Source organism: Xylophilus sp. GW821-FHT01B05, from assembly GCA_038961845.1.
In the GTDB taxonomy this organism is placed as follows: Bacteria; Pseudomonadota; Gammaproteobacteria; order Burkholderiales; family Burkholderiaceae_C; genus Xylophilus.
On record CP152408.1, the window covers coordinates 1,348,536 to 1,363,456 of the forward strand.

Annotated in this window: 20 protein-coding genes; 14 read left to right on the plus strand and 6 right to left on the minus strand. The window is 66.0% G+C overall.

Features of this window, described 5'->3' with window-relative positions; genetic code table 11:
* Positions 1–3: 3 nt before the first annotated feature.
* Together AAFF27_06295 and AAFF27_06300 are read left to right on the plus strand one after the other, a co-directional pair.
* Complete coding sequence (locus AAFF27_06295; protein ID XAH24801.1) at positions 4–525, plus strand: YfiR family protein; 522 nt, start codon at positions 4–6, stop codon at positions 523–525.
* On the plus strand, positions 522–1,790 hold the full coding sequence (locus AAFF27_06300) for a diguanylate cyclase (GenBank protein ID XAH24802.1): 1,269 nt from the start codon (positions 522–524) through the stop codon (positions 1,788–1,790). Before AAFF27_06295 ends, AAFF27_06300 begins: the two co-directional genes overlap by 4 nt.
* 44 nt (positions 1,791–1,834) lie before the next feature.
* Here the strand turns inward: AAFF27_06300 and AAFF27_06305 are convergent, their stop codons facing one another.
* Entirely contained in the window at positions 1,835–2,539 is a 705-nt protein-coding gene (locus AAFF27_06305; GenBank protein ID XAH26169.1) for an SAM-dependent methyltransferase, read from the minus strand.
* A gap of 143 nt (positions 2,540–2,682) precedes the next feature.
* Here AAFF27_06305 and AAFF27_06310 point away from each other — a divergent pair, with 143 nt between their 5' ends.
* The 3 genes from AAFF27_06310 to AAFF27_06320 all read left to right on the plus strand — a co-directional run bounded on the left by AAFF27_06310 (position 2,683) and on the right by AAFF27_06320 (position 4,660).
* On the plus strand, positions 2,683–3,267 hold the full coding sequence (locus tag AAFF27_06310; protein ID XAH24803.1) for a malonic semialdehyde reductase: 585 nt from the start codon (positions 2,683–2,685) through the stop codon (positions 3,265–3,267).
* A gap of 260 nt (positions 3,268–3,527) precedes the next feature.
* Positions 3,528–4,145 carry a ParA family protein gene (locus AAFF27_06315; GenBank protein XAH24804.1) on the plus strand — a complete coding sequence of 206 codons (618 nt, stop codon included), beginning with the start codon at positions 3,528–3,530 and terminating at the stop codon, positions 4,143–4,145.
* A 56-nt stretch (positions 4,146–4,201) separates the two neighbouring features.
* Positions 4,202–4,660: a MaoC family dehydratase gene (locus AAFF27_06320; GenBank protein XAH24805.1), complete on the plus strand. Its 459-nt coding sequence runs from the start codon at positions 4,202–4,204 to the stop codon at positions 4,658–4,660.
* A 280-nt stretch (positions 4,661–4,940) separates the two neighbouring features.
* Here AAFF27_06320 and AAFF27_06325 read toward each other — a convergent pair whose 3' ends face one another.
* A complete protein-coding gene (locus tag AAFF27_06325; GenBank protein ID XAH24806.1) occupies positions 4,941–5,273 on the minus strand; it encodes a hypothetical protein in 333 nt (110 codons plus the stop codon).
* Positions 5,274–5,427: 154 nt separating this feature from the next.
* Positions 5,428–5,733, minus strand: a complete 306-nt coding sequence (locus AAFF27_06330) for a DUF4148 domain-containing protein (protein ID XAH24807.1) — start codon at positions 5,731–5,733, stop codon at positions 5,428–5,430.
* A 220-nt stretch (positions 5,734–5,953) separates the two neighbouring features.
* Between AAFF27_06330 and AAFF27_06335 the strand changes: the two genes are divergently transcribed.
* Positions 5,954–6,883 carry a LysR family transcriptional regulator gene (locus AAFF27_06335; protein XAH24808.1) on the plus strand — a complete coding sequence of 310 codons (930 nt, stop codon included), beginning with the start codon at positions 5,954–5,956 and terminating at the stop codon, positions 6,881–6,883.
* Between the two features lie 64 nt (positions 6,884–6,947).
* On the opposite strand, the gene AAFF27_06340 is transcribed toward AAFF27_06335, so the two are convergent.
* Together AAFF27_06340 and AAFF27_06345 are read right to left on the minus strand one after the other, a co-directional pair.
* Positions 6,948–7,418, minus strand: coding sequence for a tRNA (cytidine(34)-2'-O)-methyltransferase (locus tag AAFF27_06340; GenBank protein XAH24809.1), 471 nt, complete (start codon positions 7,416–7,418; stop codon positions 6,948–6,950).
* A 28-nt stretch (positions 7,419–7,446) separates the two neighbouring features.
* Positions 7,447–8,163: a ComF family protein gene (locus tag AAFF27_06345; protein XAH26170.1), complete on the minus strand. Its 717-nt coding sequence runs from the start codon at positions 8,161–8,163 to the stop codon at positions 7,447–7,449.
* 94 nt (positions 8,164–8,257) lie between these two features.
* Here AAFF27_06345 and AAFF27_06350 point away from each other — a divergent pair, with 94 nt between their 5' ends.
* The 8 genes from AAFF27_06350 (at position 8,258) to AAFF27_06385 (ending at position 14,624) form a co-directional block, all read left to right on the plus strand.
* Positions 8,258–9,175: a biotin synthase gene (locus AAFF27_06350; GenBank protein ID XAH24810.1), complete on the plus strand. Its 918-nt coding sequence runs from the start codon at positions 8,258–8,260 to the stop codon at positions 9,173–9,175.
* A 165-nt stretch (positions 9,176–9,340) separates the two neighbouring features.
* The gene (locus AAFF27_06355) at positions 9,341–9,817 is read left to right on the plus strand and encodes a DUF2244 domain-containing protein (protein XAH24811.1); all 477 of its coding nucleotides are present in this window, start codon (positions 9,341–9,343) and stop codon (positions 9,815–9,817) included.
* Between the two features lie 81 nt (positions 9,818–9,898).
* Positions 9,899–11,068, plus strand: a complete 1,170-nt coding sequence (coxB, locus tag AAFF27_06360; protein XAH24812.1) for a cytochrome c oxidase subunit II — start codon at positions 9,899–9,901, stop codon at positions 11,066–11,068.
* A gap of 33 nt (positions 11,069–11,101) precedes the next feature.
* A complete protein-coding gene (gene ctaD, locus AAFF27_06365) occupies positions 11,102–12,733 on the plus strand; it encodes a cytochrome c oxidase subunit I (protein ID XAH24813.1) in 1,632 nt (543 codons plus the stop codon).
* Between the two features lie 17 nt (positions 12,734–12,750).
* Positions 12,751–12,861: a cytochrome oxidase small assembly protein gene (locus AAFF27_06370; GenBank protein ID XAH24814.1), complete on the plus strand. Its 111-nt coding sequence runs from the start codon at positions 12,751–12,753 to the stop codon at positions 12,859–12,861.
* Positions 12,862–12,879: 18 nt separating this feature from the next.
* Entirely contained in the window at positions 12,880–13,497 is a 618-nt protein-coding gene (locus tag AAFF27_06375; GenBank protein XAH24815.1) for a cytochrome c oxidase assembly protein, read from the plus strand.
* A complete protein-coding gene (locus tag AAFF27_06380; protein ID XAH24816.1) occupies positions 13,494–13,685 on the plus strand; it encodes a DUF2970 domain-containing protein in 192 nt (63 codons plus the stop codon). The genes AAFF27_06375 and AAFF27_06380 overlap by 4 nt, the downstream gene beginning before the upstream one ends.
* A 57-nt stretch (positions 13,686–13,742) precedes the next feature.
* The gene (locus AAFF27_06385) at positions 13,743–14,624 is read left to right on the plus strand and encodes a cytochrome c oxidase subunit 3 (protein ID XAH24817.1); all 882 of its coding nucleotides are present in this window, start codon (positions 13,743–13,745) and stop codon (positions 14,622–14,624) included.
* A gap of 69 nt (positions 14,625–14,693) precedes the next feature.
* Here AAFF27_06385 and AAFF27_06390 read toward each other — a convergent pair whose 3' ends face one another.
* Entirely contained in the window at positions 14,694–14,915 is a 222-nt protein-coding gene (locus tag AAFF27_06390; GenBank protein XAH24818.1) for a twin transmembrane helix small protein, read from the minus strand.
* Positions 14,916–14,921 lie beyond the last annotated feature (6 nt).

The following is a 14,921-nucleotide window of genomic DNA, read 5'->3' on the forward strand; positions in this document are numbered from 1 at the left end:
CTCATGTCATGGCTCATCCTTGCGTTCAGCCTGGGGCTGGGGGCGCAGGCCCAGACATTGCCGGCCGTACCTGAATACACCATGAAGGCGGCCTACCTGTACAACTTTGCGCTGCTGACCGCCTGGCCTGCGGCGTCATCCAGTGCGGCTGAGCCGTTCCGCCTGTGCCTGTATGGCCAGGACGAGTTTGGTCCGGCCCTCGATGTCCTGAACGGCAAGGACGTCAATGGCCAGACGGTGCGGGTGCTGCGCATCGATCGTGCCGAGGACGCCTTGCAATGCCGCCTGATCTTCATTGGCGAGACCGATGCCCGCCGCACCGCGCGGCTTGCCGCGGTACTGGGGCGTGCGCCGATCCTCACGGTCACCGACGCCGACGTGGCCCGCAGCATTGGCGCCGTGATCAGCCTGCGGCCGGAGGACCGCCGGCTGAGCTTTGAAGTCAATGCGAGCGCGGCCCGGCAGGCCAACCTTCAACTCAGCTCCAAGCTGCTGCGGCTGGCGGCGCGGGTCGTCTCGCCATGAGGCTGCGGCATTGGTTTCGCGACCAGTCCATACAGCGCAAGCTGAGCGGCATAACGGTCGTGGTGATCCTCGCGGCCTTGCTGCCCATCATCAGCATCACCTTGGGATATGAGTACCACGCCCTGCGCCAGGCAGCTCTGGAAGAGGTGCAGGTGCAGGCCGACATCATCCGGGACAACGCGGCAGCGGCCCTGGCTTTCCGGGACCTGGCCTCGGCGACCGAGGTACTGGACACCTTGCGTGCATCGCCCGATATTTCCCAGGCGGTCCTCTTCCTGCCCGACGGAAAGGTCTTTGCGCGCTACGCCCCCGGCGACCTTGCACCCCACGTCCGGTTTGACGGGGGAGCGGAAGATGGTGAAACCATTTCCTGGAGCAGCATCGTCGTGACGCGCAGCGTCCGCCTGAAGCACCAGGTGGTGGGTTGCCTGGTCATTGAAACCAGCCTGAGGTCGCTGCACAAGCGTGTGGGGCTCTATGCGATGGTCATTTTTCTCAGCATGCTGGCCGGGCTGGGCCTGGCCCTGCTGTTGGCGCGCAGCCTGATTGCCCGCATCACCGATCCGCTGTCCCGGCTGGTCGCGCTCACGCACCGGGTCGCGAGCCAGAAGGACTACACCCTGCGCGAAATGGTGGGCAGCCATGACGAGGTCGGCGAACTCTCGCAGGCCTTCAACAGCATGCTCTCGCACATCCATGAGCGAGACGAGCGCCTGAACCAGCTCGCCTATTACGACAACGTCACGGGCCTGGCCAACCGGCACTACTTCAAGGAGCGGGCCGAGCAGGCCGTGGGCAATGCGCTGCGCTATGGCAGCCGCTGCTGCCTGATGTTTGTCGATCTGGACCGCTTCAAGGCCGTCAACGACAACCTGGGGCACGACGCCGGGGACGAACTGCTGCACGCGGTGGCGCAGCGGCTGACCACCACCCTGCGCAACAACGATGTGGTGTGCCGTATCGGGGGCGATGAATTCGCCGTCGTTCTCGACAACGTCAAGAGCCTGGAAGACGTGGGCCGGCTGGCGCAGAAAATGGTCCAGGTGCTGGCGCAAACCTTTCTGCTGCGGGGGCGCGAGGTTTCCATCGGCGCCAGCATCGGCATCAGCGCTTGCCCCGACCACGCGAGCAGCATGGCGGAACTGCTGCGCTGCGCCGACATCGCCATGTACCAGGCCAAGCTCCAGGGCCGGGGGCAGTTCTGCATCTACAGCCCGGATTTCGAAGTGGGGACGCTACGCTTTTTTCCACCACCGGAAAACTGATTGCGAGACTGCCCAGCAGGGCGAGAATCCGGCCGCTCTATCTCTCAGCCCGCGCGCCGATACACCAGCAGCCGCCCCTTATAGGCCGCCACACCGCCCAGCGCCGCGCGGTCCAGCCGCTCTTCGTGCATGCCAAAACCCAGCGCTGCCATCTGGCGGTTGAAGGCGGCGCGGTTGCCGCGGTCGGGGTCGACGATCCAGACCTCTGCGGCCGACTCGGCGTGCAGGCTGATGAAGGCGGCCAGTTCGCCGCCGTCGTCGCGCTCGTACAGCACGTCGCTGCCTATCACCATGTCGTACAGCCCGGCCACGTCGGCAGACACATGCGCCGCGCCGTCCGCGCGACCGGGCCGCAGGGCCGCGCCCCAGTGGCCGTGGCGGTACTTCATGGGCGTGAGGTGGTTGAGCCGCAGGTTCTCCAGCAGGAAGCCGGCCGCCAGCGGGTGGCAGTCGCTGGCGGTGATGTCGACGCCGCGGCGGTGGCTGACCAGGCTGGCCAGCGCCAGGCCGCAGCCGATCTCCAGGATGCGTTCGCCGGCCAATAGCGGCCGCACCGCCATGCGCGCGGCCAACTGCGCGCCCGAAGGCCAGGGCAGGCCGAACAGGGGCCAACTGGCCGATGAGATGCCCAGGCGCTCGGCTTCGCCCTGCGGGTCAGAGAACTGCTCGCGGTCCAGCAGCGAGCGGATGAGCAGGTCCGGAGCACCCGCGATAGCGATGCACTCCTGCTTGGTGAGGTAGCCGGGCATCGGGTGGGGCGGGGCCCGCATGGCGGGCGCCAGGTTGGGACGGGGTGCCGAGTATGCGCCTTGTCCCCAGCCTGGATGGCAGCCACTCCCGCAAACAGATAAGCTCCGCAGCCTCCTATTTCTCTTTCCATTCGTGCACCACCATGACCATTGATCAGACCGCGCTGGACCAGATCTTCCACAACGCGCGCACCGCCAACGGCTTCCTGGACAAGCCGGTTCCGCAGGCCCTGCTGCAGCAGGCCTACGACCTGGCCAAGATGGCGCCAACCTCCATGAACACGCAGCCCACGCGCTACGTCTTCCTGGTGTCGCCAGAGTCGCGCCAGCGCCTGAAGCCCGCACTCTCGCCCGGCAACCTGGACAAGACCCTGGCCGCGCCGGTCACCGTGATCGTCGCCACCGACACGCGCTTCTACGAGAACATGCCCCAGGTCTGGCACGGCGAGGGCGCCAAGGAAATGTTCGAAGGCAATGCGCCCATGGCCAGTGCCACGGCCATTCGCAACGGCACGCTGGGCGGCGCCTATTTCATCCTGGCCGCGCGCGCCGTGGGCCTGGATTGCGGCCCGATGAGCGGCTTCGACATCGCCAAGGTCAACGCCGAGTTCTTCCCCGACGGCCGCCTGCAGGCCAACTTCCTGATCAACCTCGGCTACGCCGACCACAGCAAGGAATTCAAGCGCAACCCGCGCCTGTCCTTCGAGCAGGCCGCGCAGGTGCTCTGAACCCCACAGGCCCGCGCCACCACGCCCGCCCGTTTCGGCGGGCGTTTTTTCTGCTGAATTTTCAAAAACTATAGCTAAAAGCTTAGGCTGCACCTGGGCTAGAGCCACTTTTCATTGAAATTCCTGGGCGCGGCCGGCCTGTGCCCCTGCGGCGCGAGGTTCTTGCCCCAATCGAGACCCCGCTTGCCGGCCCGTCATTTGCACGGTGGCGGCCCAGGCCGCTACAGTGCCCCTGTTCGACAACTCCGCAGGAGCAAGGCATGCCGGTCGTGGTCGTAGCCAACCCCAAGGGTGGCGTCGGGAAATCGACGCTTGCCACCAACATCGCCGGGCACTATGCGCGCCAGGGCCATGCCGTGATGCTGGGCGACGTGGACCGGCAGCAGTCCTCGCGCTTCTGGCTCGGGCTGCGGCCGGCAGAGGCGCGGCCCATCACGACCTGGGAGGCGAGCGGCGAGCGCCTGCTGCTCAAGCCGCCGCGCGGCACCACCCATGCGGTGCTGGACACGCCGGCCGGCCTGCACGGCTGGCGCTCGGCGGACGTGTTCAAGCTGGCCGACAAGATCGTGGTGCCGCTGCAGGCCAGCGTGTTCGACATCTTCGCCACACGCGATTTTCTGGATGAGCTGGCCGCACGCGGCGGCCGCAAGCCGCAGATCGGCATCGTCGGCATGCGGGTGGACCCGCGCACCATTGCCGCCGACCACCTGGGCGAGTTCGTCGGCAGCCTGGGCCTGCCGCTGCTGGCCACGCTGCGCAGCACGCAGAACTACGTGCACCTGGCGGCGCGTGGGCTGACCCTGTTCGACGTCACGCCGACGCGGGTGGAGAAAGACCTGGCGCAGTGGGCGCCGCTGCAGCAGTGGCTGGATAGCTGACCTGACCTGTCGCCGCGCCGACAGCCAGCGCGCCGGCCGCTGGCTACAGTGGCCGCATGAAGACCTTCGACACCATCGCCGATCTCGTCGCCTGCGTCGGCCAGGAAGTCGCCGTGAGCGACTGGACCACCATCACGCAGGAGCAGGTCAACCGCTTCGCCGAGGCGACCGGTGACCACCAGTGGATCCACATCGACCCCGAGCGCGCGCGCAAGGGGCCTTTTGGCGGGCCGATCGCACATGGTTTTCTCACGCTGTCATTGCTGCCGCTGTTCTCGGAGACGGCGATGCGCGTGCTGCAGACCGGCATGGGCGTGAACTACGGCCTGAACCGGGTGCGCTTCCCGGCGCCGGTGCCGGTCGGCAGCCGCCTGCGCGCGCGCTTCGTGCTGCGCGGCGCAGAGCCGGTCGACAAGGGCGGCACCCAGTTCACCTGGGACATGACGGTCGAGCGTGAAGGCAGCGACAAGCCGGTCTGCGTGGCCGAGTCGCTGTCGCGCCAATACCCGGCCTGAAATGGGCTCGCCCCCAGGCTGCGCGCACTGCGTGTCGCTGCGCCTTCCCCCTCACCGGGGGCGACGCCAGTGGCCCGGCAAAGCCGGTTCCACGGCATCCCTGGCCTTTTGGGCTGCACCAGTGTTACCCCGCGCGGTGAAGCAGCCGCTATCTCTGCGTGGCGGCAGACATTAAAAAGCCCGCGGGCCGGATCGGCGAGCGGGCTGGTCTTAGACGCTGGGGTTTTCGCCCTCAGCTATCTGGCCGGCACTCATGCTTGCTGGCGCATCGCGGCACGCGTCACGAATGCGATGGGGCGAGGCTGAGCGACTGAGCGGGCGACTCCGTGCCTTCGGAGGAGTGGTGGGCCGCGTACACCGCGCCGGCACGCACGGCGGCTGGATCGCTTGAGGCGGGCAACGCAGCCATGCCGATCGACTGTCCAGGCGATTCTCTGCCGGCTGAGCCGTGCTGGGCGGCGTACATCGCTTCCTGCTGTACTGCGGCGGGGTCACGTGAGGATTGGAACGTGTTCGGGGCCATCGGGTCGCCCATGCTTTGGTTCTGGGCGCTGGCCGCCAGCGGCGCCAGCAGCGCGGCGGCAGAGAGTGTGAGGACGCTAAGGATTTTCATGACGCATCTCCATGGAAGGGGATGGTATGGACCTGGCACGCCAATGGCCGGTTCCGGGCTCGGCCGGGATGTTGCAACTGAATCCGATGCACACAAGAAAATACCCGCCAGCCATAAAGGCGGGCGGGCAGCGCGGTGAGCGCGGTTCAGCTATTTAGAAGCTTGGGTTTTCGCCTTCAGCGATCTGGCCGGTGCGCACGGCCTGGATGGCTTGGTCGCGCACTTCAGCGCGGGACACGCTGGAGTTCACGCGTGGCAGCACGCGCGAACCGGCGCCTTCCATGTTGCGGTTGTGGGCGGCGTAGACGGCTTCGGCTTGCACTTCGGTGCGGTCGCGCTGCGATTGGAACTGCAGTGCGCGCGAGGACAGGTCGTCCCCTTCGCCAGCGGCGTGGGCGGCGGCACCCAGGGTGCTCAGCAGGGCCAGGGCGGAAACGGCGAGGATATTGCGGCTCTTCATGATGGATTCCTTAGTAGTTGCTATTCGGTACTGACTCCGGAAGCGCCCTCTGGCGCCGCCGTCTCGGTGAGTCCTTGTTTATGTGGCCCATCGATGGGATGAACTTTAGGCGTCTTTGCCTTCCTTAAAAACCACGCGGTCAGCAACTGACCGTTGCAGAATCCGAAACAAAGCTGGCATGCAAGCCAGAATTACATTTGCATAGGGAAGGGGAGTTGCCATGGACCGACTGCAGTCGATGCGCGTGTTTGAGCGGGTGGTGGATGAGGGCGGCTTTGCCGCTGCCAGCCGGGCACTGGAGCTGTCGCCCGCGGCGGTGACGCGCCTGATCGGCGACCTCGAGCGCCACCTGGGCACGCGTCTGTTGCAGCGCACCACGCGGCGGCTGGCGCTCACCAGCGCGGGCGAGGCCTACCTGGCGCGGGTGCGCGGCATCCTGCATGACGTCGACGAGGCCGAGGCCGAGGCCGCCTCCAGCACCCGTGAGCTGCGCGGCATATTGCGCGTGGTGGCCACGCCGGTGGTGGCCACCTATTTTTTTGCGCCTCGGGTCCCGCAATGGCGCGCGCTCTATCCCAATGTGATCCTGGACATCGCGACCGATGCCTTCCCGCAGGCACGGGTAGAGGAGTTCGATGCAAGCCTGCTGCTGATGGATGAGGGCTTTGATGCCAACGTGGTGGCCCGCCGGCTCTGGACGGGGGAACTGATCGCCTGCGCCGCCCCCGATTACCTGGCGCGCCGCGGCACGCCGGTGGTGCCACAGGACCTGGCCGGCCACGATCTGCTGCGCCTGTCGTGGCAGGCCGGCGGCGCGCATGGCCGCAAGCTGCGGCTGCAGCCCGCAGTGGAGGGGCAGGGCGAGCCGGTCGAACTGGGCATGGATGTGGTGCTGCAGGCCGGAAGCATCGATGTGCTCTACCACGCAGCCATGGCGGGCACGGGCGTCGCGGTGCTGTCCAGGTTGCTGGTGGCGTCGCAACTGGCCAGCGGCGCCCTGGTCGAATTGCTGCCGGGCTGGATCTTCAGCCGCTATACGCTTTACGTGGCACAGCCCACGCGGCAACTGGTGCCATCGCGCACGCGCGCCTTCATTGAGTTTCTGCAGCGCATCGGATCAGAGGTTGAGCGATCCAATCCAGTGCGATGAATTTTGGTGAAAAGTGGCTTTTGCCCAGGTGTTGCCTGGGCTTATAGCTATGAAATAAGTAGCTTCATGCGGCCCCGCCAAAGCCGTTCTGCCGCCAGGCCTCGAACACCGTCACCGCCACCGCGTTGGACAGGTTCAGGCTGCGCTGGCCGGCACGCATCGGCAGGCGCAACTGCTGCACCGGCGCGAAGGATTCGCGCAGCGCCGGCGCCAGCCCGCGGGTTTCCGAGCCAAACACCAGCCAGTCGCCAGCGGCAAATGCCGTGCCATGCACGCTGCCGGTACCGCGCGTGGTGAGCGCGAACATGCGCTCAGGCACGGGCCGCTCGGCCGCCAGCAGCGCCTCCCAACTGGCGTGGCGGCGCAGCTCGGCGTATTCGTGGTAATCCAGGCCCGCGCGGCGCATCAGCCGGTCTTCCATGGAAAAGCCCAGCGGCTCCACCAGATGCAGCGTGCAGCCGGTGTTGGCAGCCAGCCGGATCACGTTGCCGGTGTTGGGCGGGATTTCGGGCTCGACGAGAACAATGTGGAACATGGCCGCCATTGTCGCGGTGGCCGGCGGCTCAGTCGGTGCGCGCCACCACCACCCCCGTCACATGCGCCGCGCCAGCTTGCCGCAGCACGGCCGCGGCGGCGTACAGCGATGCGCCAGTGGTCATCACATCGTCCACCAGCACCACGCGGCGACCGGCCAGCGCCGGCACGCGCAATGGGTCGACCGCAAACGCGCCACGCAGGCTGCGCAAGCGTGCGGCACGGTCCAGTCCAACCTGCCGGGCGGTATGGCGCGGGCGCAGCAGCAAGCTGGCATCGCACTGGCGCGGCGCCAGCCGGTGTGCCAGCAGCGCGGCCTGGTTGAAGCCGCGTTCGCGCAGGCGCTCGCGTGACAGCGGCATGGGCAGCACCAGGTCGGCCGCCTCCAGCGCCGGCTCGACCCAGGGCGTGCTGCGCAGCAGCAGCGCCAGCGTATGGGCCCAGCCGGCTTCGCCGCGGAACTTGAACTCGGCAATGCAGGCGGCCCAGGGATAGCCATAGGCCACCGCGGCATGGCAGGCATCGAGCGGCGGCGGTGTGCGCAGGCAGCCGCCACAGACCGCCACGCCGGGTGCCACGCGCAGCGCGCAGCGGTTGCAGCGCGGCACCGGCTGGGCAAAGCGCTGCACGCAGGCATCGCATACCGGGCGCGCCGGCCAGGCGGCACACACCGCGCAATGTCCAGGCACGGCCGCCCCGGCACGCGCCCACGCGGCCCGCGCAACACGGGCGGGGGCTAGGGACATGGCGCCGGCCAGCAGCGAGCGGAACATTGGGTCAATATACTCGGCCACCCCCAAGCGCATGCCGCCCCAGGGCCGCCATCGGCGGCCCCCGCCGATGTCCCAAGAACGCCCCCCCACCATCGACCCCCGCGCCGCCGCGCGCTGGGAGACCGCGCCACCCGCCGCCGCCTCGCCCTGGCTGCATGAAGAGATCGGCCGGCGCATGGAAGACCGCCTGCAGTGGATCATGCTCAAGCCGCAGCGCTGGGCGCACTGGCAGCCGCTGCGCGGTGGGCGCGCGACACACGCGTTGCTGGCGCGCCGCTTCCCCGATGCCGCCTGCGACGTGGTGGAGGCCACGCCGGCGCAGGCGCAGGCTGCCCGCGCCGCGCTTTCGTCCTCCTGGTGGAAGCCCGGGCGCTGGCGTGCGCCGGCCACGCGCTTCCTGGCAGGGCCAGAGGCGCTGGCACCCGGCAGCGTGCAGATGCTGTGGGCCAACATGTCGTTGCACACTGCGGCCGATCCGCAGGCGCTGATCGCCGCCTGGCATGCGGCCCTGGCCACCGACGGCTTCCTGATGTTTTCCTGCCTGGGGCCGGACACGCTGCGCTCCCTGCGCGCGCTCTACGCCGACCTGGGCTGGCCACCGGCCGGCGCCGAGTTCACAGACATGCACGACTGGGGCGACATGCTGGTGCACGCCGGCTTTGCCGAGCCGGTGATGGACATGGAGCGCACCACGCTCACCTACGAGACGCCCGAGCGCCTGCTGCAGGATCTGCGCGAGATTGGCCGCAACCTGCACCCCGCGCGCTTCCCGGCGCTGCGTGGCCGTGCGTTTCGCCAGCGCCTGCTGGAGGCGCTGCGCGATCGGCTGGCCGTCCCGACCGAAGACGGGCGCCTGGCACTGCAGATAGAGATCATCTACGGCCACGCGCTGCGCCCCGCGCCGCGCACGCCGCTGGCCGCCGAGAGCGCGGTGTCGCTGCAGGACATGCGCAGCATGCTGCGCGGCGGTCGCCGAGGCGCCTGACGCACGGGGAATCCCTCCGGCTGGCCGGAGAAGCCGCGCTAGAATGAAGGGTTACTGGAGTTTTGGGATTCCTCCTCTGCAACGCAGGGGCTTCCAGACGAGCGGCGGGCCTTATCCCCAGGGGCCCGGGCAGCGGCGGGCAGCCTCGGCTTTCGTGAGCAACCAGTGTCGAACCTCGTCTTTCGCTTCGCCACCGTGTCGGGCCAGAACCTCCACTGGTTTCTGCGGCGCAACTGCTCGGTCAAACCGAGCCAGTTGGGGTGGCTGTACCTGTCCTTGTGCCTGGTGTCGCTCGGCATCGCCACAGTCTTCTGGGTGCATGGCGCGCGACTGGTGATGCCGTTCGCATGGCTTGAGTTGCTGGCAGTAGGGGGAGCGTTTCTGGTGTATGCGCGGCATGCGACGGATGGAGAGCGCATCTCGTTGCAGGGCTCGTGTCTGGTGGTGGAGCGGGAGACCGCCGGCCGGCTTGAGCGCGCGGAGTTTCGGCGGGAATGGGTCCGCATCGAGCCCAAGGTTGGCGATCGTTCGCTGATCCAGGTCTCGGCGCAGGGACGGTCGATGGAGGTGGGGCGCTTCGTGCGCCCCGAATTGCGTCCGGCATTGGCGAGCGAGATCCGGATGGCGCTGCGGGCGGCGTAAGTCCCGCAGCGGCCGAGCGCAATGGCCACGCGACCGGCAGGAGGTTTGGTTTTGAGGCAATTAACACAAGTGAAGACGACGATGAATCGCACTTTCAACAAGCTCGCCCAGTTGCTGCTCGCGGCGACCGCGGGCGTTGCCACGGCGGCATATGCCGTCAACGATCTTCCCGGTGGTCCGTCCGTCCGCCAGCTCAACCTTCAGGCGCCAGCCACCAAGATTGCGGAAGAGCAGTATTTCCTGCATTCCATGATGCTGGTGATCTGTACCGTGATCTTCATCGCGGTCTTCGCGGTGATGTTCTATTCCATCTGGAAGCACCGCAAATCCAAGGGCTACAAGCCCGCCAACTTCCACGAGTCGGTCACCGTCGAAGTCATCTGGACCATCGTCCCCTTCGTCATCGTGATCCTGATGGCGCTGCCGGCCACCAAGGTGCTTGTCGCGCAGAAGGACACCACCAACGCCGACCTCACCATCAAGGCCACCGGCTACCAGTGGAAGTGGGGCTACGACTACATCACCGGCGAAGGCGAAGGCCTGGGCTATATCTCCACGCTGGTCAATGACCAGCGCGTGATGTCCAACGAAGGTGCCAAGGGCAATGTGCCCGACAACTACCTGCTGGAAGTCGACAACCCGCTGGTGGTGCCGGTCAACAAGAAGGTCCGCATCATCACCACCGCCAACGACGTGATCCATGCCTTCGCCGTGCCGGCCTTCGGCATCAAGCAGGACGCGATCCCCGGCTTCGTGCGCGACACCTGGTTCCGCGCCGAGCGCACGGGCGACTTCTACGGCCAGTGCCAGGAACTGTGCGGCAAGGAGCACGCCTACATGCCGATCCACGTCAAGGTCGTGTCCGCAGAGGACTACACCAAGTGGGTCGATGCCGAGCGCAAGAAGGCCGCGGCCAAGGCCGACGATCCAAGCAAGGTCTGGGTGCTGGACGATCTCATCAAGCGCGGCGAGAAGGTCTACGCCAGCAATTGCGCCGCCTGCCACCAGGCCAACGGCAAGGGCGCCGGCCCGATCAAGCCGCTTGATGGCTCGGCCATCGTGCTGGCCGCCAACCACAACGAGCAGATCGACGTGGTGCTCAAGGGGCGCATGGACAAGGGCATGCCGTCATGGAAGCAGCTGTCGGACACGGACATCGCTGCCGTGGCCACCTATACCAAGAACAGCTGGTCCAACAAGACAGGCCAACTGGTTCAGCCCGCAGAAGTGCTGGCCGAACGCAGCAAGTAATCGGCAGGCGCCCAGGTTTAAAAGGAAAGCAAGATGAGTGCAGTACTCGACCCCCACGGTCACGGGCACGATAGCCACGCGCACGACGATCACCACCACGGCCCTACCGGATGGCGCCGCTGGGTGTTTGCTACCAATCACAAGGACATCGGCACGCTGTACCTGCTGTTCAGCTTCACCATGCTGATGGTGGGCGGCGTGCTGGCACTGCTGATCCGCGCCGAGCTGTTCCAGCCCGGCCTGCAACTGGTGAACCCAGAGCTGTTCAACCAGTTCACCACCATGCACGGCCTGATCATGGTGTTCGGCGCCATCATGCCGGCCTTCGTGGGCTTCGCGAACTGGATGATCCCGCTGCAGATCGGCGCATCCGACATGGCCTTTGCGCGCATGAACAACTTCAGCTTCTGGCTGCTGATCCCGGCTGCGCTGATGCTGGTGGGTTCGTTCTTCATGCCCGGTGGCGCACCGGCTGCGGGCTGGACGCTCTATGCGCCGCTCACGCTGCAGATGGGCCCGTCCATGGACGCCGGCATCTTCGCCATGCACATCATGGGCGCCTCGTCCATCATGGGTTCGATCAACATCATCGTCACCATCCTCAACATGCGCGCCCCCGGCATGACGCTGATGAAGATGCCGATGTTCGCCTGGACCTGGCTGATCACCGCCTATCTGCTGATCGCGGTGATGCCGGTGCTGGCTGGCGCCATCACCATGACGCTGACGGACCGCCACTTCGGCACCAGCTTCTTCAACCCCGCCGGCGGCGGCGACCCGGTGATGTACCAGCACATCTTCTGGTTCTTCGGTCACCCCGAGGTCTACATCATGATCTTGCCGGCCTTCGGCATCATCAGCCAGATCGTGCCGGCCTTCGCCCGCAAGAAGCTGTTTGGCTATGCCTCCATGGTGTATGCCACCTCGTCCATTGCCATCCTGTCCTTCATCGTGTGGGCGCACCACATGTTCACCACCGGCATGCCGGTGACTGGCCAGCTGTTCTTCATGTACGCGACCATGCTGATCGCGGTGCCCACGGCCGTGAAGATCTTCAACTGGATCGCCACCATGTGGCAGGGCTCGATGACCTTCGAGACGCCCATGCTGTTTGCGGTGGGCTTCATCTTCGTGTTCACCATGGGTGGCTTCACTGGCCTGATCCTGGCCCTGGCGCCGATCGACATCCAGTTGCAGGACACCTACTACGTGGTGGCCCATTTCCACTACGTGCTGGTGGCCGGCTCGCTGTTCTCCATGTTCGCGGCCTTCTACTACTGGAGCCCGAAGTGGACCGGCGTGATGTACAACGAAACGCGCGGCAAGATCCACTTCTGGTGGTCGCTGATCTCGTTCAACGTCACCTTCTTCCCGATGCACTTCCTGGGCCTGGCCGGCATGCCGCGCCGCTATGCCGACTACCCGATGCAGTTCGCAGACTTCAACGCCCTGGCGTCGGTCGGAGCCTTCTTCTTCGGCTTTGCCCAGGTGTACTTCTTCCTGTTCATCGTGGTGCCGACCATGCGCGGCCGTGGCGAGCCTGCAGCGCAGAACCCTTGGGAAGGTGCCGTGGGCCTGGAGTGGGAAGTGCCGTCGCCGGCGCCCTTCCACACCTTCGAGACGCCGCCCAAGCTCGACGCCACCGCCACGCGCGTGATCGGCTGAGTACGCCGGAGCAAGCCATGAGCCCGGAACAGAAGAAGAGCAACCTGCGCCTGGCGCTGATCCTGGCGTCGATCGCGCTGGTGTTTCTCATCGGTTTTTGCGTCAAGATGGTTTATCTGAGCCGCTAGGCACACGGGATACCGCACATGGCAAAGCGCACACGAAACGCCAAGATGCTGGGCAAGCTGGTCATCGTGACGGCCGGCATGTTTGCCTTCGGCTATGCGTTGGTGCCGCTCTACAACGCCATCTGCGAAGCCACCGGCATCAACATCCTCGCCCTGACCGAGCGCGAAGTGCCGGGCAACGGCACCGCCGGCAAGAACGTGCGCGTGCCGGCCAACAGCCAGATCGACACCAGCCGCACCATCACCGTGGAGTTCGACGCCAACGCTCGTGGGCTGTGGGAGTTCAAGCCCGAGGTGCGCTCGATGAAGGTCCACCCAGGCCAACTGGCCACGGTGATGTACGAGTTCCAGAACACGCAGAACCGCCGCATGGCCGCGCAGGCCATCCCGAGCTACGCCCCGCGTGAAGCAGCCCCGTACTTCAACAAGCTGGAGTGCTTCTGCTTCAACCAGTACACCATGGACCCGGGTGAGCAAAAGCACTGGCCGGTGGCCTTCGTGATCGACCCCAAACTGTCCAAGGACGTGACCACCATCACGCTGTCCTACACCTTCTTCGAGGTGGGTGGCCGCACGCCACCCGCGCCCACCGCAGACGCGTCAGCCCATGTGGCGCCGAGGGAAGCCGGCTCATGAGCAATGCCCGGTCGCCTGGCCTGCTGCGTACGGTGAAAGCCGTGGCCTGGTCCTTTATTGGCTTGCGCAAGGGCAGCGAGTTTGAGCAGGACGTGAAGCTCAATCCCCTGCACATCGTGGCGGTGGGCATTGCCGCCGCCATATTGCTGGTGCTGGGCCTGGTCGGCCTGGTGCATTGGGTCGTGTAACGGCCTGCAGACGATCGATTCCAATACAAAGAGCACAAGAGAGATTCAGGAGCAGAAATGAGTTCAACCCCCACCAGTGCCACCCCGTATTACTTCGTGCCTGCGGAGTCGCGCCATCCGGTGATGGCGGCCGCCGGCCTTTTCTTCGTGATCCTTGGCGCGGCGCAGTGGATCAACGGGCACGAGTGGGGCATGTACTCGCTGGCGCTGGGCATGGTCTGGTGGCTCACCGTGCTCTACCAATGGTTCAGCCAGTCGGTGCAGGAGAGCGAGGGTGGCCGTTATGGCTACAAGATCGACCTGTCCTACCGCTGGAGCATGGCCTGGTTCATCTTCTCGGAGGTGATGTTCTTCGGCGCCTTCTTCACCGCGCTGTGGTGGGCCCGGGCGCATTCGGTGCCCACCCTGGGCAGCCTGGACAACGCGCTGCTGTGGCCGGATTTCAAGGCCGTCTGGCCTTCCGTGGCCGCTGGTGCCACCGCCTCGCCGGCCAATATCGTCGAGCCCTTCCAGACCGTCGGCCCGTTCTGGCTGCCGACCATCAACACCGCGCTGCTGCTGACTTCCGGCGTGACGCTGACCATTGCCCACCACGCGCTGCGTGAGAACCATCGCGCCAAGACCATCGGCTTCATGTGGATCACGGTGCTGCTGGGCTTTGTCTTCCTGTGCGTGCAGGGCTATGAATACCACCACCTGTATTCGGAACTGAACCTGAAGCTGAATTCAGGCGTGTATGGCTCAACCTTCTACCTGCTGACTGGCTTCCACGGCTTCCACGTGTTCATCGGCATGCTGATGCTGTTCTTCATCACACTGCGTTTGCGCAAGGGCCACTTCACGCCCGAGCGCCACTTTGGCTTCGAAGGCGCGGCCTGGTACTGGCACTTTGTGGATGTGGTGTGGCTCGGCCTGTACATGCTGGTCTACTGGACGTGAGTGCATGCTCCAGGCACCCAGCAAAAAAGGCGCCGCAAGGCGCCTTTTTGCATGGAGCGCCGCTGCGCTTCAGCCTGCCAGCGGCAAGCCGGTGGGGTGGATGTAGCCCAGCTTCCAGCCAATCAGCACGCAGATGAACAGCAACACAGATAGCCCTATGCGCACCGTGAGCGCGCGCGCCATGTTGCTGGTCTTGGCCTTGCCCTCGCGGCCGTCGCGCATCATGAAGAACAGCGCCGAGCCAAGGGCGGCCAGGATGCCCAGAAAGGCAATCAGCATGATGTATTTCATGGATCG